This window comes from Actinoplanes sandaracinus, assembly GCF_030009775.1.
Lineage (GTDB): Bacteria > Actinomycetota > Actinomycetes > Mycobacteriales > Micromonosporaceae > Actinoplanes > Actinoplanes sandaracinus.
The window spans coordinates 1-24,540 of record NZ_JASCTH010000032.1 but is presented as its reverse complement, the minus strand read 5'-3'; the positions used below and the strand labels follow the sequence as shown (position 1 = coordinate 24,540).

Annotated in this window: 15 protein-coding genes; 10 read left to right on the top strand and 5 right to left on the bottom strand. The window is 71.7% G+C overall.

Annotation, left to right across the window (positions count from 1 at the left end; all coding sequences use genetic code 11):
* The first annotated feature begins 13 nt into the window (after positions 1-13).
* Positions 14-1,126 (top strand): ATP-binding protein, encoded by a 1,113-nt coding sequence (locus QLQ12_RS37380; RefSeq protein ID WP_282765642.1) that lies wholly within the window; start codon positions 14-16, stop codon positions 1,124-1,126.
* A gap of 128 nt (positions 1,127-1,254) precedes the next feature.
* On the top strand, positions 1,255-4,074 hold the full coding sequence (locus QLQ12_RS37375; protein ID WP_282765641.1) for a DUF5682 family protein: 2,820 nt from the start codon (positions 1,255-1,257) through the stop codon (positions 4,072-4,074).
* A 200-nt stretch (positions 4,075-4,274) separates the two neighbouring features.
* On the opposite strand, the gene QLQ12_RS37370 is transcribed toward QLQ12_RS37375, so the two are convergent.
* Both QLQ12_RS37370 and QLQ12_RS37365 read right to left on the bottom strand, forming a co-directional pair.
* Positions 4,275-6,371 (bottom strand): alpha-amylase family glycosyl hydrolase, encoded by a 2,097-nt coding sequence (locus tag QLQ12_RS37370; RefSeq protein WP_282765640.1) that lies wholly within the window; start codon positions 6,369-6,371, stop codon positions 4,275-4,277.
* 216 nt (positions 6,372-6,587) lie between these two features.
* On the bottom strand, positions 6,588-7,247 hold the full coding sequence (locus tag QLQ12_RS37365; RefSeq protein WP_282765639.1) for a TetR/AcrR family transcriptional regulator: 660 nt from the start codon (positions 7,245-7,247) through the stop codon (positions 6,588-6,590).
* Between the two features lie 80 nt (positions 7,248-7,327).
* On the opposite strand from QLQ12_RS37365, the gene QLQ12_RS37360 reads away from it, so the two are divergent.
* The gene (locus QLQ12_RS37360; RefSeq protein ID WP_282765638.1) at positions 7,328-8,785 is read left to right on the top strand and encodes a DHA2 family efflux MFS transporter permease subunit; all 1,458 of its coding nucleotides are present in this window, start codon (positions 7,328-7,330) and stop codon (positions 8,783-8,785) included.
* On the opposite strand, the gene pnuC is transcribed toward QLQ12_RS37360, so the two are convergent.
* A complete protein-coding gene (pnuC, locus tag QLQ12_RS37355) occupies positions 8,698-9,399 on the bottom strand; it encodes a nicotinamide riboside transporter PnuC (protein WP_282765637.1) in 702 nt (233 codons plus the stop codon). The two genes, QLQ12_RS37360 and pnuC, sit on opposite strands and share 88 nt — an antisense overlap.
* 60 nt (positions 9,400-9,459) lie before the next feature.
* On the opposite strand from pnuC, the gene QLQ12_RS37350 reads away from it, so the two are divergent.
* The 4 genes from QLQ12_RS37350 (at position 9,460) to QLQ12_RS37335 (ending at position 17,325) form a co-directional block, all read left to right on the top strand.
* Positions 9,460-10,416 (top strand): magnesium transporter CorA family protein, encoded by a 957-nt coding sequence (locus QLQ12_RS37350; protein WP_282765636.1) that lies wholly within the window; start codon positions 9,460-9,462, stop codon positions 10,414-10,416.
* Between the two features lie 83 nt (positions 10,417-10,499).
* Positions 10,500-13,514, top strand: coding sequence for an FtsX-like permease family protein (locus QLQ12_RS37345; protein ID WP_282765635.1), 3,015 nt, complete (start codon positions 10,500-10,502; stop codon positions 13,512-13,514).
* Positions 13,511-16,504 (top strand): FtsX-like permease family protein, encoded by a 2,994-nt coding sequence (locus tag QLQ12_RS37340; RefSeq protein ID WP_282765634.1) that lies wholly within the window; start codon positions 13,511-13,513, stop codon positions 16,502-16,504. The genes QLQ12_RS37345 and QLQ12_RS37340 overlap by 4 nt, the downstream gene beginning before the upstream one ends.
* Positions 16,505-16,671: 167 nt before the next feature.
* Positions 16,672-17,325 (top strand): ABC transporter ATP-binding protein, encoded by a 654-nt coding sequence (locus QLQ12_RS37335; RefSeq protein ID WP_282765633.1) that lies wholly within the window; start codon positions 16,672-16,674, stop codon positions 17,323-17,325.
* Between the two features lie 158 nt (positions 17,326-17,483).
* On the opposite strand, the gene QLQ12_RS37330 is transcribed toward QLQ12_RS37335, so the two are convergent.
* Positions 17,484-18,326, bottom strand: a complete 843-nt coding sequence (locus tag QLQ12_RS37330; protein ID WP_282765632.1) for an ABC transporter ATP-binding protein — start codon at positions 18,324-18,326, stop codon at positions 17,484-17,486.
* 68 nt (positions 18,327-18,394) lie between these two features.
* Here QLQ12_RS37330 and QLQ12_RS37325 point away from each other — a divergent pair, with 68 nt between their 5' ends.
* The 3 genes from QLQ12_RS37325 to QLQ12_RS37315 are packed head-to-tail and all read left to right on the top strand — an operon-like array spanning position 18,395 to position 23,455.
* The gene (locus QLQ12_RS37325) at positions 18,395-19,333 is read left to right on the top strand and encodes a ribose-phosphate diphosphokinase (RefSeq protein ID WP_282765631.1); all 939 of its coding nucleotides are present in this window, start codon (positions 18,395-18,397) and stop codon (positions 19,331-19,333) included.
* A gap of 60 nt (positions 19,334-19,393) precedes the next feature.
* Positions 19,394-21,415, top strand: coding sequence for a hybrid sensor histidine kinase/response regulator (locus tag QLQ12_RS37320; RefSeq protein ID WP_282765630.1), 2,022 nt, complete (start codon positions 19,394-19,396; stop codon positions 21,413-21,415).
* A 42-nt stretch (positions 21,416-21,457) separates the two neighbouring features.
* A complete protein-coding gene (locus QLQ12_RS37315; RefSeq protein WP_282765629.1) occupies positions 21,458-23,455 on the top strand; it encodes a serine/threonine-protein kinase in 1,998 nt (665 codons plus the stop codon).
* Between the two features lie 47 nt (positions 23,456-23,502).
* Here QLQ12_RS37315 and QLQ12_RS37310 read toward each other — a convergent pair whose 3' ends face one another.
* Positions 23,503-24,417: an IS5 family transposase gene (locus QLQ12_RS37310; protein ID WP_282765628.1), complete on the bottom strand. Its 915-nt coding sequence runs from the start codon at positions 24,415-24,417 to the stop codon at positions 23,503-23,505.
* Between the last annotated feature and the right edge of the window lie 123 nt (positions 24,418-24,540).

Below are 24,540 nucleotides of genomic sequence, written 5' to 3'. Positions count from 1 at the left end.
GAGATCTCCCGCAATGACTGAGATGCTGCGCGCCCCCGCCGAGGTCAAGTTCGCCGAGGAACTGGACTGGCTCGAGTCGGTCGACGACGGCCCCAAGCCGTTCTCCTGGCGGCTCAGCCCCAAGATGGTGCGCCTGTTCATCCTCGGCTCCGAGCGCGCCGACGGCCTGGACCGCGAGATCAGCCAGAAGTGGTTCGGTGACCGCAGCCTCGTCGAGCGGTCCATCGTCACCCTGGCCTCCGACCGCGGCCTGCTCCTGATCGGTGACCCCGGCACCGGCAAGAGCTGGCTGGCCGAGCTGCTCGCCGCCGCGATCAGCCGCAACTCCACCCTGGTCGTGCAGGGCACCGCCGGCACCACCGAGGACCACATCAAATACTCGTGGAACGTCTCGATGGTCATCGCCAAGGGTCAGTCCCGGTCCTCGATGATCCCGTCGCCGATCATGACGGCGATGGAGGGCGGCGTGATCGGCCGTTTCGAGGAGCTGACCCGGTCCACCAGCGACGTGCAGGACGCGCTGATCTCGATCCTCTCCGAGAAGTACGTCTCGATCCCCGAGCTGGACGACGACAACATCGTCTTCGCCAAGCCCGGCTTCTCGATCATCGCGACCGCCAACAGCCGTGACCGCGGCGTCAACGACCTCTCCTCCGCGCTCAAGCGGCGCTTCAACTTCGTCCGCATCCCGGTGGTGACCAACAAGAAGAGCGAGGCCGAGATCGTCCGGTTCCGCACCGAGGAACTGCTGCGCCGGCACAACATCGAGCTGGAGGTGCCGCCCACCCTGCTCGACGTTCTGCTGCAGAGCTTCGCCGACCTGCGGGCCGCCGCCGCCTCGGCCACCAGTGACGACGAGAAACTGGAGTCGGCGCTCTCCACCGCCGAGCAGATCGGTGTCCTGGAAGACGCGATCCTGCACAGCAACTTCTTCGGAGCCCGTGAGCTGACCGCCGAGACGCTCGCCGGGTCCCTGGTCGGGTCGCTGGCCCGGCGCAGCCCGGAAGACCTCGCCATCCTCAACAAGTACTGGCACGGCGTGGTCGAGCCGCGCAGCAAGGACCACGGCGGCGAGTGGAACGGCTTCCTGGAGGGCGGTCGCCAGGCGATCGCCACCCTGTCTTGAGTGGCGCTGCGGCGAGCGGGGCTGCGGTGAGCGGCGCTGCGGTGAGCGGCTCTGTCGTGAGCGGCGCTGCGGTGAGCGGCTCTGTCGTGAGCGGCGCTGCGGTGAGCGGCCCCGCCGGGGAAAGCGCTGTGGGAGGCGGCCCGTTCAGCGCGCTGCGGGCGCAGCTCCTGGGCGCGGCCGAGGCGCTCGCGGGCGGCCCGGCCGCTCTGCCGGGCATCCTCGCCGGCATGGTCGACGACGTCGATCACGCGCTCCGGGAGCCGCTGGAGATCTTCCCGGTCTGCCACCACTCGCCGGCCTCGGCACTCGCCATGGTCCGGCGGCTGCGCCTCAAACAGCCGAAGGTCATCTATCTGGAACTCTGTGAGGATCTCGGCCCGCTCCTCACCGAGCTGCGCAACTGCCGGCTGCCGGTGGCGCTGCAGGCGTTCGCCGCCGAGCTGGACGGCTTCCCGCAGGAGTCCGCGCCGCTCAGCGTGATCGCGCCGATCACCGAGGCGTCCGCGGAGTACCAGGCGATCGCCTACGCGCTGGAGACGCCGGGCGTCGAGCTGGTCCTGGTGGACCGGTCCACCGACCACGTCTTCCAATGGCAGCCGGAGCCGGGCCACCGGCACGAGACCGACGAGCCCGAGGACACCGAGCACGAGCGGGACCTGCACGGCGACGCGGTCGGCGTGGAGATCGGTGATCTACGGCCCCGGTTCGCCGAGCTGGAGGAGCACCTGCTGCACCACGGCCGGGTCCGGCACTGGTCCGAGTGGTGGGACCAATATGTCGAACAGCCCCTCGCCGGGGCCGACCACGACACGTACCGGCAGGTCATGGTGTTGATCGGCAGCCTGTTCCGGCGGCTGGCCCCGCACGACACCCGGCGGTTCGCCGGCGACGAGGACCGCGAGCGCTACATGTGGACGCGCATCCGCGAGCACCTCGCCGCGTCCGGAGCGGACCGGGCGGACTGCATCTACATCTGCGGCGCCTTCCACGCCGCCAGCCGGGTGCCGGAAGCCGGCTCCGACCCGTCGGCGCCGGACTTCGCGATCAGTCCACGGACCGCGACGAACTGGCTCTACGGTCTGATCCCGTCCAGCCACTCGGCGATCGAGGCGCAGTTCGGGCTGGCTCCCGGCTCGGTCTCGATCGCGGCCGCGACCTGGCAGAAGAACCTGAGCCGCAACTGGCTCACGCCGTTCCGGCTGCAAGGGCAGAAGAGCTCCGGCAAGAAGAAGGCGAAAACGCCGCCCCCGCCGCCGGCGATCGGGGCCGTGCCGGTCACCGACCACCTCACCGGCTACCTGTCCGGCGCGGTCGCCCTGAACGGCCTGGACGAGGAGGAGCTGCGCGGCTGGTGCGTCGACATCGTCCGGCTCGCCCGGCGCAACGGCTACCTGGCCAGCACCGCCGACGCGATCGCGGTGTTCGAGACGTCGGTGCTGCTGGCGGGCATGCGAGGGCGGGCACGGCCGACGCCGTACGACTTCCAGGACGCCGCGGTCACCTGTATCGAGAAGGACACCGTGCCCGGCCGGCGCGACGTGGGCCGGCTCTGCGAGATCCTGCTCGGCGGCGACCGGATCGGCCAGGTCGGTTACGAGTCTCTGCCCCCGCTGGCCCGTGACGTGCTCGACCGGCTCGCCCCGCTCGGCCTCAACCTGGAGCAGCGGGCCGTCCAGCGGGCGCTGCTCGACCTGGCCGCCCAGCCCGAGCTGGCCGCCTGCTCCCAGTTGCTCTGGATGCTGCGTTACCTGCTGCCCGGCCCGGCGGTCCGCCCGATCATGGGCTCCCGCCGGCTCGGCGAGAAGCACATTCAGGAGAGCTGGGACCTTGATCTCGGCCGCCACCAGCGGTCGATCATCGAGCTGGGCTATGAGGGCGTCACCGTCGAGCAGGTGCTCGAACAGCGGCTGCGACGGGACGCGTGGAGCGCGGACGCGACCGCGGCGTCCGCCCTCAAGGCGGTCGAGAACTCGCTGCTCTTCCTGCGCAGCCCGCGGCTCACCGACGAACTCGGCAACCGGGCGGTCGAGCTGCTGGCGGCCGAGCGGACGGTGGACGAGGCGCCCGCGGTCCTGCGGCGGATCCGGCGGTTGCTCGGCTACTACCGGGTCACCCTGCCGGCGCTGCCCGCCTGGTGCGAGCGATTCGTCACCGGGGGATACGCCCACTACTGCACACTCCTGCCGACCTCGTTCGTGGCGGAGGAGACCGGGGTGCGCCAGGTCGGGGCGATGCTGGGCTTCCTGTTCAGCATGGAGAGCCTGGCCCTGTCGCTCGGCTGCGACCGGACCCAGTTGGAACTGGCGGTCCGGCAGTCACATCCGGAGTCCCCGGCGAAGGTCGCCCTGCTCTGGGCGGCCCGGTACCAGCTCGGCGAGCTGCCGATGGCCGAGCTCCGCGAGCGGGCCGACGAGTTGCTCGGCAACCCGCTCGTGGTGCCGGCGTTCCCGCAGTACGTCGCGGGCTTCGTGCAGGCGTGCGAGCCGGTTCCGCGACTGGCGCCGTTCGTCGTCGAGATCCTGTCGAAGGCGTTCGGCCGCCTTCCCGACCGGATCCTGCTGCCGTGGCTGCCGACCCTGCTCGTCACTTTGAAGGAGCAGGCCGCCGAGCTGGTTCCGGTCCTGACCAGGGAGGCGGGCCGCACCTTCCCGGCCACGCTCGCCGCCCTGGACTCGTGGACCCCACCGTGGAGCGGCGCTGCGGTGAGCCGTCCCACCGTCGCCGGCCTGTCCGGCGCGACCGGCCTCTCCGGCCCGGCGGGTGCGGCCGCCGCCCTGCTGGTGGGGAACCGGGCGGCGGCCGATGCGGTCGCGTCGATGCTCGGCTGTGCGGGCGGCTGGTCGCCCGTCCCGGCCGGGGCGGCGCCCGCCGCGGACGTGGCCGCGGCGGGCCTGCTCACCACCTATCCCGATGCGGCACAGGCGGTGGCCCACCTGGTCGGCGCCTGATCAGAAGGGCCCGGCCCGGCAGAACCCCGCGGGACGGTCACGGACCGGCGGCGAGGAGCGCCGGTCCGGGCCGGGGAAGCGTGCGGTGAGACGCGCGGGACGGATGCGGCCCGGCGAGTGGCGCCGGGCCGGGGACGGGGCGCGCCGACCGGGTGGGGGCCCGGTCGGCGCTCGGGGGATCGGTCATGCCGGAGGAGAGATCACCTCAGGTAGGCGGTGTCGGCGCCGACCTTGCCCGGCGCCGGATCGGCGCTGGTGGAGAGGACGTACACGCGGAGGTTGCCCTTCGCGTTGAGGTCCACGGTCAGGGAGCCCCCCGTGACGGTCCTGGTGTCGCCGGTGACGGCGTCGACATAGGCACCGTTCGGGATGCCGCTGAAGGTGGCGCCGCCCGAGACGGTGATCAGGGCGAAGCTGTCGACGTCGCCCGAGGTGTAGCGGCGCTTGTAGGCCATGCCGCCGCTGACGCCCTCGGTCGAGTACTGGCCCATCTGCAGGGCCGGCACCGCCCGGCGGATCAGGTTGAGCCTCTGCAGATGCTTGACCAGCGGCCGGGACAGCGTGGTGGCGACGGTTCCGCTGGCCGAGCCGACGACACCGAAGTCACTGGCGGTGACACTGCCGGCGAGGTGGCTGCCGTAATAAGCGCGGCCGGTGGTCTCGAGCGGGCACGACGGACCACAGTCGATCCGCTGGCCTGCCTTGAACTCGATCTCCGAGCCGTAGTACAGCGCCGGGATGCCGCGGAACGTCCACATCAGGGTCATGTTCTCGGCCCAGGCGTCGGTGCCTTCGGCGTAACGGACCGACGACTTGTTGGGGCCGTAATCGTGCGAGTCGACGTAGACGACGTTGTACGTGGCGTCGTTCACCGAGTCGTCGGAGTCCTTGCCGTTGCGGAAGGCGTTGGACGCGTCACCGAAGTTCATGTGCATCCGCATGTCGATGATGTTCATGCCGGAGAACCTGCTGTGATCGGGCGCGTGGTGACTGTTGCCCGACAGGAACGCGTTGGTGCTGGTGGGCTGGTTCCCCGTACCCAGATTGTTCTCGTGGTCGAACTGCTCCCGAGCCGCCGTCACGTCATCGGCCGCGTAGGTCGCCCGCTCTTTCCAGGTGAAGAACTGCGCGGAGTGGTTGACCGAGCCACGGTTCCACTTGTCGTGCACGAACGCGGCGACCTCGCCGAAGATGTAGAAGTCGCCGGCCTTGCCGGCGCCGTACTTCGCGGTGAGGTGTTGCTGGAAGGCCGGGAGGAACCGCCGGTTCCAGGTGACCCGCGGGATGTGCACGGCGGTGTCGACGCGGAAGCCGTCCACGCCCATGTCGATGTACTTCTTGTACGCCCCGATCAGGTACTCCTGCACGGCGGCGTTCTCGGTGTTCAGGTCGGCCAGATCCTCGTGCAGCCAGCAGGAGCGTGCGTCCTCGCCCTCCCAGTTGCCGATCCAGCACTGGTGGAACAGCGTCGACGGGAACATCCTGGTAGTCGGCGACGGCCACTGGCAGTGGTAGAGCGTGTATCCCTCGGGGCTCCTGGCCCCGGTCGCGGCGCCGTAGTTCGGGCAGGTGTTCCCCGCCGGTGCGGTGCCGCTCCACAGGTCGCCGTTGTAGGGACGGCCCTTGGCGAGCGCGTTCTGCGCCGCGGTCATGGTGGGGTCGTCACCGGCGTGCTCGTCCAGCGGGTCGTAGGTCTTCCCGGCCGTCTTCTCGCTGTAGAGCCACTTCCACTCGTCGTCCCGCGTGCCGTAGACGGTCGGCGTGAACAGCCCGTCGGCCCCCCAGCGTGAGGTGTGGTTGAGGACCACGTCCTGATAGATCTTCAGGCCCTTGGCGTGGGCGGCGTCGATGAGGTCCTGATAGGACGCGCCGTCCGACTCCAGTCGCGGGTCGACCTCGTAGAAGTCGTAGCCGTGGTAGCCGTGGTAGTCGTAGTCGGACCGGTTCAGCACGACCGGCGTGATCCAGACCGCGGAGAAGCCGAGCGCCTTGATGTAGTCGAGTCTGTCGACCAGGCCCTTGAAGTCGCCCCGGAACATCGGGTCGTCGCCCGCGGCGTTGCCGGACCTGGTGTGCTGGCTGCCGCCACGGTTGTTGCCGGCGTCGCCGTCGTTGAATCGGGCGGTGAGGACGAAGTAGATGCTGTCCTTGCGCGGGTCGCCGCCGAGCATCTCGCCGCCGGCTGGTGCGGGGTGCTGGACGGTCGCCGTGCTAGCCGCGCGCGCGGCCGGCGGATCGGTGAGGAGCAGGGGTACGGCGCAGAGCGCGGCCAGCGCTCGGCGGAGTGTCCGGGACACGGGGCCTCCAACCACCTCGGGGACGGCGGTGTTGCGGAGCAGATGCGGGGTTAGCGAGTTGGTAATCCCGCGTTCACATGTCGCGAAAGCTAGCAACTTCTTTCACGAACTGGAAGACCTTGAGTTCCTGCTGCAAAAAGGTGCACTCAATGCGGGTGCCGGTCCGAGAAGGGAGCACGCCCCGCCGGCGCCGGCAGGGCTTCGTTCACGCGAGGGTCAGCGGGAGGCGGCCATCGCCTCGACGCCCGCGATCAGCAGGTCCACGCTGAACGCGTAGTAGCGGTCGAGGTCCGGCTCGTCGCGCAGCGAGCTCGCGTACTCGATCATCATGGGGAACCGGTCGGCGGGCAGGGTCGCGAGCTGGACGCGTTTGCGGCGAAGCCACTCCCCGGCCTCTCCCGCCGGCGTGCCGGGCGGGCATCCCGGCTGCCCGGACACCAGGCCGATGGCGCCGTTCAGAAGGTACGTGGCGACCCAGTACCCCTCCTCGACGGTGAAGCCGGCATCGGACAGCAGGGCGAGAGTGTCGTTCGTCGCTCTGCTGAAACTCTCCGCCTGCGTCTTGTCGACCACCTGCAGCAGCCCCGGCAGCGAGGGGTGCTCGCGCATCACGCCCACCACGGTCTCGACGACGGTGCGTAGCCGTTTCTGCCAGGGGTCGCCGGCGGACGCGTCGGCCCGGACGTGGCTGAGCACGTGATCGATCACGCCGAGCAGCAGCTCGTCCTTGTTCTTGAAGTGCCAGTAGAGGGCCATCGGAGTGACCCCCAGCTCCTTGGCGAGGCGGCGGATGGTGACCGCGTCCAGCCCCTCCTCGTCGGCGAGGCGCAGCGCCCGGTCGGCCACCGAGGCTCTGGTCAGTCGATCACCCGTCACTTGACAACCATACAAGGTACAGGTCTCATGTACGAGGTACATGTACAACGTACAAGTACGACGTACAGGGGGAGAGCCTGATGGAGAAGAACCGACGGTGGTGGGCGCTGGTCGCGGTGGCGCTCGGCACCTTCATGACCTATCTCGACAACAACGTCGTCAATGTCGCGCTGCCATCGATCCAGCGTGACCTCGGGCTCAGCATCGCCGGGCTGGAATGGATCACCAGCGCGTACATCCTGGTCTTCGCCGGTCTGCTGCTGGCCGGCGGCCGCATCGCCGACGTCCTCGGCACGCGCCTCGCGTTCCTGGCCGGGCTGGCGGTCTTCACGGTGGCGTCGGTCGCCGCCGGGCTGGCCGACAGCCAGAACCTGCTGATCGGCGCACGGGCGGTGCAGGGCATCGGCGCGGCGCTGCTCGCCCCGGCGTCCCTCGCCCTGTTGCAGGAGCTGTTCCCGAACCCGAAGGAGCGCGGCGCCGCCATCGGCGTCTGGGGCGGGGTGGGCGCGCTGGCTCTGGCCATCGGGCCGTTCACCGGCGGGGTGCTCAGTGAGCACGTCTCGTGGGGCTGGATCTTCCTGATCAACCTGCCGATCGGTGTGGCCACGCTGGCGTTGACGCTCTTCAGCGTGCCGGCTCGCGCGACGCGGACGGCCGCGCTCACCACAGTCCTGCGCCGCCTCGACCCGGCCGGCCTGGCCTCCTCCTCGCTGTCGCTGTTCGCGCTGACGTACGCCCTGATCGAAGGAGGTGCGGAGGGCTGGACCTCGCCGCTCATCCTGGGGTCCTTCGGGGTGGCGGCCGTGGCGGCCGCGGTCTTCGTGATCTCGCAGAACCGCAACGCCGACTCGATGGTGGACCTGGAGTTCTTCCGGTCCCGCATGTTCACCGGCGGCCTGCTGGCGATGGGCCTGTGGGCGTTCGGGGTCTTCGGCATCTACTTCTACATGGCCATCTACCTGCAGAACGTCCTCGGATTCTCACCGACCGGGGCGGGCGCGGCGTTCATCCCGATGGCGATCATCACGGCGGCCGGCGCGGTGCTCGCGCCCCGGCTGGAGCTGCGATTCGGCGTGGCCCGGGTGACCGCTTTCGGTCTCGCGGTGATGGCGGCGGCGATCGCGGGCATCGCACAGTACGGCGAGGGCACCACCTATGCCGACCTGCTGCCCTGGTTCGCCCTCTACGGCGTCGGCGGCGGCCTGCTGATTCCGCTCAACACCGTGGTGGTCGACGCGTTGCCGCCGTGGCGGGCCGGTATCGCCTCCGGGATGCTGAACGTCGCGCGGGAGGTGTTCGGGCTGCTCGGCGTCACGGTGCTCGGCGCGATCCTGACCGCCCGGACCGAGGCGGCCGGCGGGGACTTCCTGGCGGGTTACCGGTATTCGCTGGTGGTGGCGGCCGTCCTGGTGGCCGCCGGGGTGCCGGTCAGCCTGTGGATGCTGCGCCGTCAGGCCGGCGTCGGCTCCGGCACCGCGACGGAGGCCCTGGAGATCCGCAGCCAGACCACGAACCCCCAGATGACGAACAGCGCGTAGACGGCGTAGAGGATCGCCGACGGGTAGTAGCCGAAGTGCAGCAACTCGGGCACACCGACCAGGTCCACGGCGATCCAGCACAGCCAGAACTCGACCCAGCCGCGGGCCATCGCATAGGTGGCCAGCATCGAGCCGACGAAGATCCACGAATCGGCCAGGTAGTACCACCACGGCACCGGGAAACCGGCTCCGATCTCGCGGAACACGAAGAAGCAGCCGACCACGGCGGCCAGGGCCAGCGGGATGACGGTGAGGCGCTGCCGCGGGCTCGCCCAGTGCGGGACCACGGCGGCGCCGTGGTCCCGGCGGCGGTTGCGCCGCCAGGCCCACCAGCCGTAGACGCTGGTGATCAGGAAGAAGACCTGCCGGGCGGCCTGGCCGTAGAGCGGGGTGCCGGACTCGTTGCCGAGGGCCTGCCCCAGGAAGACGGTGAACAGCAGCACGTTGCCGACGATCCCGACCGGCCAGGCCCACGCGTTGCGGCGCAGCCCGAACAGCGCCGACCCCAGCCCGAACGCGTTGCCGACGATCTCCCGCCAGTAGATCGCCTGGCCGTCGGTCACCTGCCACTGGGCCGTGTAGAACGTGGTCAGCAGTTGATCGATCCAGGTCACGGCTCATCGTAGGCACGTACCGGTTTCCGTGCCGTTTCCGCCGGCGGGCATAGTGGGCCGGTGGCCTCCCGTCTCTATGTCAAAGGCCGGCTCACCGCCGAGGGCTTCGGAGCGGGGGAGGCGGCCGGCCGGCTCGACGCCGACCCGGACGCGGTGCTCTGGCTCGACCTGGACGATCCCGGTCCGGAACAGTTGCGGGCCGTCGCGGGCGAGTTCGATCTGCACCCGCTCGCGGTCGAGGACGCCACCGGGCGGCACGAGCGGCCCAAGGTGGACCGTTACCGCCACCACCTCTTCCTCAACGTCTACGCGGTCGAGTGGGGCGACGAGGTGCGCAAGACCGAGATCAGCGCGTTCGTCACCCCGCGGGCACTGATCACCGTGCGCAAGTCGCCCTTCGACCTGGAACCCCTGCTGGCCAGGTGGGACGCCGACGAGCGGCTCGCCGCGGCCGGCGGCGTCGACTTCCTCGTGTACGGGCTGCTCGATCTGGTCGTGGACGGCCAGCACGCGGTCGCCGTGCGGATCGACGAGGCCATGGACCGCGTCGAGGACCGGATGCTCGGTGAGGGCGCGGCGCCCCGCGACGTGCGCAGGCACGGTTTCGCCCTGCGCCGGGCTCTGGCCGCGCTGCGCCGGGCGGTGGCCCCGATGCCGGAGGTGGTCGCCGACGTCGCCCGGGACCTGGCCGGCGAGGAGCACCTGCGGCCGTACTACCGGGACGTCGAGGACCACGCCCACCGGTCTCTGGAGTTGATCGAGCATGCGCGTGACCGGATCACCGAGCTGCTCGACCACGATCTGGCCGAACAGAGCAACGAACTCAACGACGTGACCCGGAAACTGGCGGCCTGGGCGGCGATCATCGCGATCCCGACCGCGCTGACCGGCTACTTCGGACAGAACGTGCCGTACCCCGGTTATGAGCGGTGGTGGGGCTTCGTGCTCAGCAGCGCCCTCATCGTGGTCGCCGGCGGCTCGCTCTATCTCTACCTGAAGCGCCGCGGTTGGTTGTGAACCGGTTAAGCAGCGTCCGTCCACAAGGGTCGCCGCGCGGCGGCTCCATCGCGTAACGTCCCCCGCAACCGGGGGAGGGGTGAATGTTCGCGCTCGTCTTCGGTGCGGTGCGGACCCGAGCCGCGCAGGCGCTGACGATTCTGGTGCTGACCGCCATCGCGGCGGCCGTCGCCGCGGCCGGCCCGTGGTACGGGTTCGCCGCCGTCGGCAAGGCCGCCGACGCCTACCTCCGGGCCGCGCCCGCCGACCAGCGGATAGTCACGGTGACCCAGCGCCTCGACACCGAGGGCCGGCCGGACGCCGCGCTGGGCCGGTTCACCGACCAGGCGCGAGCCGGGCTGCCACCCGGCGCCGGCGCCGGAACCGGCGGGATGACCCACCACATCGAGGTGCGGACCGGTCCGGGCTCCGTCCGCGTTGACCTGGCCCACCGCCAGGAGTTCTGCGATCACGTCCGGCTGGACGGGGCCTGCCCGGCGGCCCGCGGCGAAGTCGCGATCAGCCACGAGGCCGCCCGCCGGCTCGGCGCCGGACTGGGCGGAAACCTGGAGATGCTCACCATCGCGTCGGGCGTTCCGCTCAGCCTTCGCGTGGTCGGGCTCTACGCGCTGACCGACGTGACCGGGCCGTACTGGGCGAACCGCCTGTTCCGGGCCGCGTCCGGTCCGGACCCCTTGTTCACCGCGGCCGCCACCTTCGAGCACCCGCAACTGCTGAGCCCGATGATGGCGTACGACGTGGTGCTGCCGGACGCGCTGCTGCGCGGCGCCGGCGGCTTCGACCTCGATGCCGAACTCACCGCCGCCGACCGCCGGCTCGGCCAGTCCCAACTGCGGCTCACCAGTCTGGCCCGCCCGCTCCACCAGGCGATCGTCCGGGACCGCGCCTTGATCCTGAACGGCGTGACGGCCTCCGGCGCGCAGTTGCTGATCCTCACCTGGTTCGCGATCGGGCTGGCCGGCTGGTACACCCTGCGCGACCGGCGGGCCGATGCCGGCCTGCTGAAACTGCGCGGGGTGAGCCGGTCCGGGCGGCTGCGGCTGGCCTGGGGGCAACATCTGGTGCCGCTGGTCGCCGGCGTCCTGTTCGGCGCCCCCGCCGGATACCTTCTGGCGTGGGCTCTGGCCGGCCCGGTGCCGGCCGCGGCCGACCGGGCGACCGCCCTGACCTACAGCGCCGCGGCGGTGGCCGCGGTGCTGTTCGGCGGCCTGGCCGTGCTCGCCGCGGTCGAGGCCACGGTGCTCGGCCGGCCGGTCGCCGCGCTCCTGCAGCGAGCCGCGTCCGGGCGCGGCACCTGGCGTCCCGCCCTCGTCGACACGGTGCTGCTGGCCGTCGCCGCCGTCGCGATCTACCAGGCCCGCTCCGGTGGGCCCGCGGACGGCCTGGGCCGAGCCGCCCTCGCTCTGGCCACGCTCGCGGTGGGCCTGGTCGCGGCGCGGCTGCTGAGCCTGGCGACCGACCGCGGCGGCGCCGCCGCGCTGCGATCCGGGCGGCTGCTGACCGGGCTGACCGCCCTGCGGATCTCCCGGTCGCCCGGCACCGACCGGCTGTTCGCGCTGGTCGTGGTCTCGGTCGCGCTGTTCGTCACGGCGGCCGGCGGCTGGGCCGCCGAGAACGAGGCCCGGGCCGCCCGCAGCGCCGCCGAACTCGGCGCGCACCGGGTGCTGAACGTCGGGGCGGCCAACCGGACCGTGCTGCTGAACGCGGTCCGCGGAGCCGACCCGGGCGGCCGCGAGGCGATGGCCGTCGTGCGGAACCGGACCGAGAACGTCCAGGTCCTCGAGGTGGACACCGCCCGGCTCGGCGCGGTCGCGGGCTGGCGGCCCGAGTACGGCCGGGCCGCCACGCTGCCGGCCGCCGCGGCCGCCGCCGCACTGACACCGCTGCCCCTCGTCACCGGCGACCGGCTCACCCTGAACGCCCGCCGGGACGGGCCCGCCGACGTGGTGCTCACGCTGCACCTGCAGCACGAGGGCACCGGGCAGCCGGCGGCCGTCGGCTTCGGGACGCTGCGGGGCGGAGACCAGACGGTGACCGTGCCGGTGACCGCCTGCGCCACGGCGCCCGGCTGCCGGATCATCCGGTGGGACCTGACCACCCCGCCGAACCGGACCGGGCGAACCGAGGCGCCGCCCGCCGGCACCGCCGTCACCGTGCGTGGGCTCGGCCAGGGCGCCCCGGCGACCCCGGTCCTCGACGCCACCGCGCTCGGTGACATCGCCCGGTGGCGAGTCGGCACCAACGGCGCGGCACTGGACCTGGTCGCGGCGGACGGCACCCTGCGGCTGGCCACCGACCCCAACGTGACCAAGGAGGACCGGGTCGGTGTCGAGGCCTGGGCGTCCGACAGCCTCCTGCCGCTGCCCGCGCTGCTGGCCGGGCCGGTTCCCGAGCGGTGGGTGGGCGGCGACGCGTTGCTTCCGGCGTACGGGGAGCCGGTGCCCGTACAGGTGACGGGGTCCGTGGCCGCGCTGCCCGCGGTGGGCGGCGCCGGCCTGCTCGTCGACCTCGACACCACCCGTCGCCTGGCCGCCGACGCCGACCCCGGCGGGCAGTTCCAGGTGTGGCTGGCGCCCTCCGCCCGGCCCGGCATCGTCGAGGCGCTCACCGCGGGCGGCTTGACCGTGACCGCCGAGACCGACGTGACCGCCTACGCCGACCGGCTGGGCGTCCAGAGCCCGGCCATCCTGGTCCGGTTCGAGTTGCTGGCCGGCGCCGCCGCGCTGCTGCTGGCGGCCGCCATCGTCGCGGTCGCCGCCACAGTGGACCGCCGGTCGCTCGCCGAGCAGTTCGCGGCCCTGCGCGTGCAGGGCCTGCCTCGCCGGGTGGCGGTGCGAACCGGCTGGGCCGGCACGGCCGCACTGATCATTTCCGGTCTCCTCGGCGGAGTGCTGGCCGCGCTGCTGGCGATCGCTGTGACCCGCCGGGCGGTTCCACCCTTCACCGACGGCTGGGCGGTGCTCGCGCCACCGGGCCCGCTGGATCCGCTGGTGGCCGCGCTTGCCGTGGCGGTGGCCCTCATCGTGCTCGGCCTGACCGGCCTGATCGCCCTGCAACCCCTGATGAGAAGCCTGCGGGAAGGGGAGGCCGGCCGATGATCTCCCTGGTCCTGGCGATGGTCTGGAACCGGCGCGGGCAGGCCGTCACCCTCGCCCTGCTGGCCATGCTCGCGGTCGCCTCCGCCGTCGCCGCGCCGGCCTACCTGGTCGCGGCCGAGCGGGTGGTCGCCGACCGCCAGATCGCTCGCGCGCCGGCCAGGGACCTCACCCTGGTGACCCGCCACACCATCGACAACCAGGAGGACCCGCTCGGCACCGTCGACATCAGGTTCCCCGACGTCGGCCGGGTGCTGTTCCTCGGCCTGAACGGGTTCACCTTCCACCACTCCGCCGAGGTGCCGACGGTCGGCCTGGAGAAGGACAACTCCCTGCCGTCCCGGCTCGTCTTCCGCCAGAACCTGTGCGCCCACGTGCGCATCGTCGCCGGTCGCTGCCTGGTCGGCGAGGGCGATGTGCTGCTCGGCGCGGCGAGCTCAGAGCGGCTCGGCATCGCCGCCGGCGACACGATCACCCTGACCGCGGCCCGGATGAACGGCCTCGCCCGGCCACCCACCTGGGATCCCGACGGTTCGCCGAAGACGCTGACCGTCGCCGGCACCTATCGGCCCATCGATCCCACCGACGCCTACTGGGGCCTGCACGGCTATTTCGTCTCCGGTGACGACATGGGGCCGGGCGAACCGGTCTTCACCAACGCCGTCACGCTCGACACGATGGTGCGGACCACCACCGCGATGGCGATCGACGGCGTCCCCCAGCCCGGGACCATCGACGTCGACCGCCTCGGCCAGCTCCGGGCCGACATGGGCCGGCTCGCCGCGACCGCCGACGAGCTGGAGGGATCGCTGCGGTTCGAGAGCGGGATACCCCGCCTGCTCGATCGGATCGACGAGGACCGGGCCGCGGCCCGCCTCCTGGTGCCGGTCCTGTCGATCCCCCTGGTGCTGCTCGCCTGTTTCACCATCTACCTGACCGTCGGCTACGGCGCCGTGGGCCGGCAGAGCGAACTCGCCGTCGTGGCGCTCCGCGGCTCGCGCTGGTGGACCCGGTGGTGGCTGGCGACCGGCGAGAGTCTCGTGGCGGTGCTGGCCGGGGCGGTCGCCGGCTGCCTGGCCGGACAACTGCTCGTCAACACGGTCGCCGCGATCCTGTTCCCCGGTGTCGGGGCGGATCCGGCCCTCACCTCGCTGCGCTACGCCCCCTTCGCCGCCGTCGCCGCCCTCGTCGCCGCGGTGGTGGCCCAGCGGCGGCAACTGGTCAGCCCGGTCACCGGCCTGCTGCGGCGGGCGCCCGTCGTGGACCGCCGCCGGCTGCCCGCGGCCGAGGTGGTGGTGGTGGTGCTCGCGGCCGTCACCGGCGCCCAGTTCGCCCTCGTCGAGGATCCACTCACCGGCGTCGGGCTCTTCGCACCGGCGCTGATCGTGCTGGCCCTGGCGCTGGTGGCGGCGCGGCTGTTGCTTCCCCTGGTCAACCGGTATGCCGTACGCGCCCTGAACCGGGGACGGCTCGGAGTCGCGCTCGCCGGCCTCCAGTTGTCCCGCCGTCCCGGCGCCGGCCGCCTGTTCGCCCTGCTCGTCGCCTCCGCCGCGGTGGCCGGCTATGCGGCGTGCACGGTCGACACCGCCGCCGGCGGCCGGGACGCCGAGGCCCGGCTCGGCACCGGCGCCGACCGGGTCCTCACCGTCCAGTCCGTCACCCGGCAACGGCTGCTCAACGGAGTCCGTGCCATCGACCCGGACGGCAAGTTCGCGATGGCCGCCGTGCACATCGCCGGCGGCGCCGGCGCACCACCGGGCCTCGCCGTCGACACCCGGGCGCTGCCCGGCGTCCCCGCCTGGCCGGGCGGCGCCCCCGACCGCGACGACCTGCGGGAGCGCCTGCGCCCGACGGCGCCCACCCCGATCGCCTTCGGCAGCCAGGACATCGCGGTCGAGGCCACCACCACCTCGACCGATGCCCTCGAACTCGCCGTCTCGGTGTCGTCGCTGACCGGCCAGGGCGAAGGCCTCGTGGAACTCGGCGACCTCCGCTCAGGAACGCACACCTATCGCCAGGAAGTGCCGATCTGCCTCGGCGGATGCCAGATCAACGCCATCCGGATCTCCGGGGCGGGCACCGTCACCCGGGTCAGGGGCGATGTGGTGATCCGGTCGCTGGCCACCACCACACCGGCGCCGCTGACCGACGCGGCCCGCTGGCGAGCCACCAGCGAGACGCGCCTGTCGGCGTCACCGGACGGTCTGCGAGCCGAGTTCGAGGTCTCCGCGAACGTCGCCCAGGCCGCCTGGATCCAGCCGGCCTCCACCCCCTTTCCACTGCCCATCGGGTACGCCGGGACGGCTCCCGCCAACGGGACGATCCTCGACGCGGGGGCCACGACCATCCCGGTCGCGCCGGTCGCCGCCCTGCCGGCCGTTCCCGGTGTCGGGCGGCAGGCGATCCTCGTCGATCTCGAATACACCGACCTGCTGTCCAGAGAACCCAAGAGGGCGCCGGAACCGCAGATCTGGCTCAACGCGGCAGCACCGGCCGACATCGTCGACCGCCTCGCCGACCACGGCCTGCACGTCGTGTCCGAGACCTCGGCCGGCCAGGTCCGGGCCGCGCTCGACGACGAGGGCCCGGCCGTCGCCCTCTGGTTCCACGCGCTCGCCGCGATCCTCGCCGGGCTCCTCGGCGCCGGGGCGCTCGCCCTCACCGTGGCCGTCGACCGGATCCGCCGCACCGAGGACCTCGCCGCGCTCCGCGCCCAGGGGCTCCGGCCCCGCCCGGCCGGGCAGGCGACCCTCTGGACGTACCCGGTGCTGGTCCTCATCGCCTCGGCGCTCGGGTTGCTGGTCGCGGCGGCGGCGTGGCGGCTCACCGGATGGGCGCTGCCGTTGGCCGGGCTGACCCCGCCCGACCTGCCGCTGCCCGCCTGGCCACGCCCGGAGGTGCTGCTCGGCGCCGGCGCCGCGGTTCTCGTCGTCCAGTTCCTGGTCGCGGTCCTCGGTGGCCGCGACCTCCGCCGCCGGATCGAGCCCCGATGACCGCCCGTGGCGGAGCGGGCGGCAGCGATCGCCCGCGGTCCGCGCCGGCGTGCCGCGCGAACAGGGGCACGGCGTGCCGCGCGAACAGGGGCACGGCGTGAGCAGAGACCGGACGAGTGTTCTGACGACGAAGCCGGCGACGAGGCGCTGCCGGTGAGGAGGCGGAGATGACGACGTTGACCGTGGACGCGGCCGAGTTCGGGTACGGCGACACCGGCCCGGTGCTGAGCGGGATCACCGTGACGGCCCGCCCGGGGGAGGTGCTGGCGGTCACCGGAACCTCGGGCGCGGGCAAGACCACCCTGCTCAACGCGATGGCCGGCCTTCTACCGGCACGCGCCGGGACGGTGGCCGTGGACGGGACGCCGCTGACCTCCCGCGATCACGCCGTCTCGCTCTCAGTGGTGCTGATCCCGCAGGACAACGGGCTGGCGGCGATCCTGACCGCGGCCGAGAACATCTCGGTAGCGGTGATCGCGACCGGCGGCTCGCCCGCGGACGCCCGCCGCCGGACCGCCGGTGCGCTGGAGTCGCTCGGACTCTCCGGCCAGGCCAACCAGCTGATCGACGAACTCTCCGGCGGTCAGCAGCAGCGCACCGCCCTGGCCCGCGGGCTGGCGCTGCGGGGTGACGTCGTGCTGGCCGACGAGGTGACCAGCGAACTCGACGCGGCCAACCGTCAGCGTGTGCTGGACCTGCTGCGTGCCGAGGCGGGCCGGGGCGCGGCGGTCGTCTTCGCCACCCACGACCCGGAGGCGGCCGCCGCGTGCGACCGCGAACTGCACCTCGCCGACGGCGTCGCCACCTGGGCCCGCCCCTGACCCGGTTTGGGCATCCGTCCGGGTGGGGGTGGGCCCGCGAACGGTGGATCCCCGCGCTGCGGCCGGCGGCGGGGACTCGGCTACGAACCCGCACCGCCGCATCCGGATGAGGGGTGGGGCGGTGCTCAGGGCTCGTACCCCGAAAGGTTGAACCGCCCCTAGACCTGCGTCTCGTGCCCGGAGGGCACCAGGGTGACCTCGCCCTCCACCTGTTGCACGGTGAACAGCGTCCCCGGCGGATAGGACCCCAGCACCTCCGGCGGGAGCTGCACCGTCCCGTCGCCGGCGACCACCGCGAAGTCCTGCCCGTCGCGTCCTTCGGCGCCGACGCGGCCGTCGCGGATGGTGACGGCGCGGCCGAGGCGGGTGCCGACCTCGTTGTCGTGGGTGACCACCACGATGGTGGTCTGGCGCTCGGTGTTGACCGTCTCCAGAGCGTCCAGGACCTCGTCGCGGCCGGCCGTGTCGAGGCGGCTGGTCGGTTCGTCGACGAGCAGCAGGCCGGGGCCGGTGGCGATGCCGACGGCGAGCGCGGCGCGCTGCCGGCCGCCCGGGGTGAGGTCGGCGAGTTTGTTGCGGCCCTGACCGGGGAGACCGACCAGGTCGAGGATGCGGTCCGGATCGTCGAGTTCGATGCCGCGGGTGTGCGCGGCGCGGCGCTGGGCGAGCCAGATGTTGCGGTGCAGGGTGGCATAGGGGAGCAGGTTGCGGGCGGCGCCCTGCAGGACCACGCCGATCTCGGTGCCGCGCAGCCGGGAGATCTCGCCGTCGGAGAGTTTGCCCATGTCGTAGGTGCCGATGTTGATGCGGCCGGCGGACGGGCGCATCAGCCCGGCCAGCAGGGCGATCAGCGTCGATTTGCCGGAGCCGGAGGGCCCGACCAGGGCGAGAGTCTCTCCGGGGGCGATGGACAGGTCGACGCCGGCGAGCGCCACCACGTCACCGGCCTCCGCGCGATAGATGTGCACCACTCGGCGGCAGGCGACGGCAAGTCCGTTCATGGTTGCCAAGCTAACTGAGCCCGGACCGCCCTGACGACCCCGTCCGAGGGCCTTCTAGGGTGGGGGCCGTGCGTGACATCGCCGTTTTCACCGGATCTGCCCATCCTGATCTTGCTAAGGAGATCTGCGAGCACCTCGGTGTTCCGCTGATGCCGACCCGGATCGATAGGTTCGCCAACGACTGCATCGAAGTGCAGCTGCAGGGGAACTGCCGGGAACGTGACGTCTTCCTGATTCAGCCCCTGGTCCCGCCGACCCAGGAGCATCTCGCCGAACTGCTGTTCATGCTCGACGCCGCCCGGGGCGCGTCGGCCGCGCGGATCACCGTGGTGCTGCCGCATTACGCGTACGCGCGCAGCGACAAGAAGGACGCCCCCCGCATCTCGATAGGCGGCCGTCTGGTCGCCGATCTGCTGACCACCGCCGGCGCCGACCGGGTGCTGGCGATGACGCTGCACTCGCCGCAGGTGCACGGCTTCTTCAGCATTCCGGTCGACCACCTGCACGCGCTGCGCGAGCTGGCCAACCACTTCCGGGGGTACGACCTGAGCAACAGCGTCGTCGTCTCCCCCGACCTGGGCAACGCCAAGGAGGCCGCGGCCTTCGCGCGAATGCTCGGCATCGAGGTGGCGGCCGGGGCGAAGCAGCGGTTCGCCGACGACAAGGTGGTGATCAGCTCGGTGATCGGCGAGGTCGCCGACCGGGACGTGATCGTGCTGGACGACGAGATCGCCAAGGGCAGCACCGTCTTCGAACTGCTGGCCCGTCTGCGGGAACGCAACGTGCGCAGCGTCCGGGTGGCCTGCACGCACGGTCTGTTCACCAACGACGCGGTGCAGCGGCTGTCGGCGGAGAAGGAGATCGAGGAGATCGTCTGCACGAACACGGTGCCGATCCCGGCGAGCAAGAGCACCGACAAACTGACCGTCATCTCGGTGGCGCCGGCGCTGGCCGAAGCGATGCGGCGGATCCACAACGGCGAGTCGGTGAGTGCCCTCTTTTCCTGATTTCCGGCGAATCGGCCGCACACCGCGTGGCAAACGCGAATCATGATGCTCATGGGTGTCATGGCTTACCCCCTCCGGTACGCGCTTGCCGATCTCGCCCTCGCGCTCAGTCGAGCGGCGTCGGACCCGGTCGAGGTCCGCACCACGGCCGCCGGCGCCGCCGCCGACATGATCGGTGACGGCGCCGGTGTGCAACTGCTCCGCGACGACGGGCGGTACGAGGAGATCTCGTACCGCCATCTCGACGACGAACAATCGGAACCGCTGGCCCGGGCTCTGGACCGGGCCGGCCAGGCCCCCGAAGACGAGTACTCGACGGCGCTCGCGGCCAGTCGCCGCCCGATCGTGCTGGCCGGTGACTCGGCGGCCGGTCTCGGCGGCCCGGAATCGTCGATCACGGCGGCCGTGCTCTGCCCGGTGATCGTCGACAACACGTACGCCGGCTATCTGATCCTGACCCGGCACGCCCCGGACGCCTTCTACTCCACCCCCGAGGTGGAACTGGCCCGCGACATCGCCGGTGAGCTCTCCCTGGCGGTGTCGTCAGCCCGCGCCCAGGAACGGCTGCGGGCCTCCGAGGAGCGGTACCGCCGGGTGCTGGAGACCATCCCCGAGGGCGTGCTCCAGCTGGACCCCAACGGGGTGGCCAACTACGCGAACGAGGCGATCGGCGTGGTCCTCGGGATGCCCCGGGCCGAGCTGATGGGGGTGTCGCTGCGCGGCTTCCTCGACAACGTCGGGCAGAAGGAGCTGGACCGCCGGATCAACGAGTGCAAGACCGGGCGGTCCACGGTGGGCGCCACGCGGCTCATGCGGGCGGACGGGTCGCGGCGCAGCGTGCGGATCAGCATGATGCCGGTCCAGAACGAGCACCACGAGTTCGGCGGCGTGCTCTGCATGGTCACCGACACCACCGACCACATCGACGCGCGCGGCCTGAAGCGCCAGCTCGACCACCTGCGCCGGCTGGACAGCCTCGGCCATCTGATCGGCGGCCTCTCGCACGACTTCAACAACCTGATGACCGTGGTGGCCGGCTCGGCTGACATGATCCTGGGCCATTCCGAGGAGGGCTCGCCGTCGTACCAGCTGGCCAAGGACATCATGGACGCGGTTGGCACCGGGCGGACGCTGACCCATCAGCTGCTGGCGTTCGGTCGCAGTGAGGGCAACCGGCCCGAGGTGATCCCGATCCCGGACCTGCTCACCGACGTGCAGGCGCTGTTCAGTCGTACGCTCGGCGAGCGCATCGGCCTGGACCTGGCGTTCGGCCCGGACGTGTGGCCGGTGAAAGCCGAGCGCGGCCCCCTGGAGCAGGCGCTGGTCAACCTGGCCGCGAACGCCCGGGACGCGATGCTGCACGGCGGCATGGTCCGGGTGACCGCCACCAACGAGGTGGTCGAGCCGGGCCAGCTGGCCGAGGGCGCGCCGACCGGGAAACTGGTGCACCTGGTGGTCACCGACACCGGCTCCGGCATGGACGACGAGGTCCGTAAGCGGGCGCTGGAGCCGTTCTTCACCACCCGCGCGACCGCCGCCGGCCTGGGCCTGGCGACGACCGCCGGGATCGTGCACAACCTGGGCGGCCACATCGAGCTGGAGTCGCAGCCCCGGCTCGGCACGACCGTGCACATCTACCTGCCGGCGGCCGAGCAGAAGGCGGGCACGTCCGGCGAGCGGCAGCAGAAGAACGCGGTGATCGGCCGGGTGCTGATCGTCGAGGACCAGCCGGACGTGGCCCAGCTGGTGCGGCGGCTGATCGAGCCGGCGGGCTACGAGATCGCGGTGGCCACCGACGCGCTGATGGCGGTCACCCAGGTCGCCTCCGGAGCCCGGCCCGACCTGCTGATCACCGACGTGGTGATGCCGACGATGACCGGCCCGGAACTGGCCGGAGCACTGCGCACTCACCAGCCGGACCTGCCTGTCCTCTACATGTCGGGCTACACGGCGGCGTCGCTCGGCCCGCAGTTGCACCTCGACGACAACAGCATGCTGTTGGAGAAGCCGTTCACCCGGTCGACTCTGCTGGGGGCGATCCGTTCACTCTGCGGCCCTCAGCCACCAGTGTCAGGAAAATGACGCTTAGTTGCGATATTATCGGGCAAACAGCACTATTCCCGGGTGGCTCAGGACCAAGTCGTCGGGAATTCGTATCGCCTGATCCGTCCTATCGGACAGGGCGCGACCGGCACCGTCTGGCGCGGAGAGGACCACTCCACCGGCGAACCGGTGGCCGTCAAACTGTTGCACGACAGTCTGCTGCGGCAGCCGCGGCTGGTCACCCGGTTCGTGCAGGAGCGGACCATCCTGCTCATGCTGCGCCACCCCAACGTGGTCCGGGTCCGCGACCTGTTCAGCGTGGGGGAGACCCTCGGCCTGGTGATGGACCTGGTCGACGGCGGCAACCTGCGTGACCACCTGCACCGCACCAAAACGGTCGCGCCCGGCGAGGCCGCCCGCCTCGCCGGCCAGATCGCGGCCGCCCTGGCCGAGGCGCACGAACTCGGCATCATCCATCGTGACCTGAAGCCCGACAACGTCCTGCTGGACGCGGGCGGGCAGACCCGGCTCACCGACTTCGGCATCGCCCGGATCCTCACGCTGCCGAGCATGACCACACCGAACGCGGTCGTCGGCACTCCGCACTACATGGCGCCCGAGGCCTTCCACGGCACCACGCCGAGCGCGGCCACCGACGTCTACGCGCTCGGGGTGCTGCTCTACGAGCTGGTGTGCGGGCACCCGCCGTACCGCTCCGACTCCATCCCGGAACTCATGCGCCTGCACTCGGAGGGCGACCCGGAACGCCGCACCGGCCTGCCCAGCCCGCTCTGGCGGGTCATCACCCGCTGCCTGGCCACTAAACCGCGTCTGCGGCCCAGCGCCCCCGAACTCGTCAACGACCTGACCGCCATCGCCACCAACCTGGCCTCGGCGCCGGCCCTGCCGCCACCGGGCGCCGCGAAAGCCGTGCCCGATCCGCGTCGCCCGGCCCGCGACGTTCCCCCGGACGCCCCGCCGGCCCGCGCGGCCCTCCTGAACGCGGCGCCCAGCCGCGACGACCGCGCCGCCTCCGCCCCCGCGCCCGGATCCGCCGCCCCCGCCGCAGGGACTTCCGGCTCGTCCGAGGCCCCCAGCCGCAACGAAGCCGCAGGCCGCGATGCGGCCACAGGCGCTGATAGACCCTCGGGTCGTGATGGAGCTTCCAGCCGCGACGGGGCCTCCGGTCGTGATGGGGCTTCAGGTCGTGATGGGACTTCGGGCGGTGATTGGGCTGCCAGCCGTGACGCGGCTTCCCGTCGGGACGGCGGCGGGGCAGGGGCTTCCGGTTTCGATGATCTACCGGACCGATCCTCCAGCCGTGGCGGTTCCCGGGTTCCCGCCCCGCGCCGCCGGCGTCCTCGCAACGACGCACCCGCCAACCGCTGGTCCCGGCCCGGCGCGATCGCCGCGCTGACCGCCGGCGCCATGATCGCCTCCGCGATCGCCACCACCGCCTGGCATTTGGGTCGCTCCGGCGGCACGCCCGACACGGCGCCCACGGTGATCGTCGCCCCCAGCGCCCCGCAACTCACCGTCACCTCGCCCCGGCCCGGCGGCGCTTCGCGCCAGCCGTCGACCAAGCCCGGCAAGCAGCGCAAGGCCACCCGCAACGTCGCGCTTCCCCACTCACAGACCCACAACGCGGCGGTACGGGCCACGCGCCCCGCCCCGGCCAGGACTGCCACCCGGCAGCCCCTGCCGGAGGCCAGGCCGCACGGTCCATGGCAGTGTTCCCGGAACTTCGTCTTCGACCTGCCCAGCCGCACCGCCCTGGGCCCGGGCCCGTGCCACTCGGTGGGCCGGAACGTCCGTTACAAGGCGACGTTGACCGCACCCGCCGGTGGTCGTGCCCGCATCGAGGTGACCCTCCAGGACTCCTCGACCGGCCGTACCGTCGCCGGACCGACCACCTGTGAGAGCGTGAACTTCACCAGGCAGTCGTTCACCCGCGAGTGCGGCCCGGCCCACGCCGGTCCGCGCCGGGGCCGCAGCTACACCGTGGTGATGTCCGTCCGCTACGTCCGCGACGGCCGCACCACGAACAGCACCACCCGGAGCCGCCCCTTCACCTGGTAGCCGTATGCAGAAGACCACCTGCTAGCCGCGTGCCGAAGACCACCCGGCTAGGCCGTGTTTCGTAATGGGCGTAGCCATTGGTTGATGACGGCGATGGTGACGGTGGCTTCGTAGCGGACGGCGAGCTTGTCGTACCTGGTAGCCATCGCCCGATGCTGTTTGAGCTGGTTGATGCCGCACTCGTCGGCGTGACGTAGCCGGTACTGCTGGGGATTGAAGGCGGGTGGCCGCCCGCCTTTGGACCCCTTGGCCTTGCGGTGCGCATCCTGGTCAGCCTTACTGGGGATGCACACCCGGATCTTGCGGCGGCGGGTGTATCCGCGGTTGCCCCGGCTGGTGTACGCCTTGTCCGCCAGAAGCAGGTCGGGGCGGGTCCGCGGCTGGCCGCCGCCGACCCGGTACACCTTGATCTTCTCCATCACGGTGATCAGCTGCGGGCTGTCGCCCCGCTGACCTGCCGTGAATACGAACGAGAGGGTTTTACGACCCTGCTCGCAACACAGGTGCGTCTTGGTGGTGAACCCGCCTCGCGACCGCCCCAGCGCATGATCGTCGGGTTCGGTCTGTACGCCGCCCGGCGGTTCCTTCTGCAGCCGGCCATCACGGCGAGCGCCCGCAGCATGCTGGTGAGCCCGGCTGATGGTCGAGTCGACACTCACCCGCCAATCGATGTTTCCCGCCGCATCGGCTGTGGCCTGCAACCCGGCCAGAATCTTCGCCCAGGTGCCGTCACGCTGCCAGCGCCGGAACCAGCGATACAACGTCTGCCACGGCGCGTACGCCTCGGGCACGTCCCGCCACGGCGTGCCGGTCCGGATCCGCCACCGGATCCCGTCGATGACATGTCTGCTGGCCCATCTGCGTGGCCGTCCTCGACTCGTTTCCGCAGGCAGTAGCGGCTGCAACGCCGCCCACTGCGAGTCGGTCAAGTCGTGACGCCTCGCTGCCGCTACGCTCGGCACGAGGTCTCCGGAAGGTCTTCGGTTTGCTTGGTCGCTAACCGATCTACCGGAGACCTCAACCTTTATCGATCACCGCCACGCCGCACTACCTCACAACGCCAGCCGTTACGAAACACGGCCTAG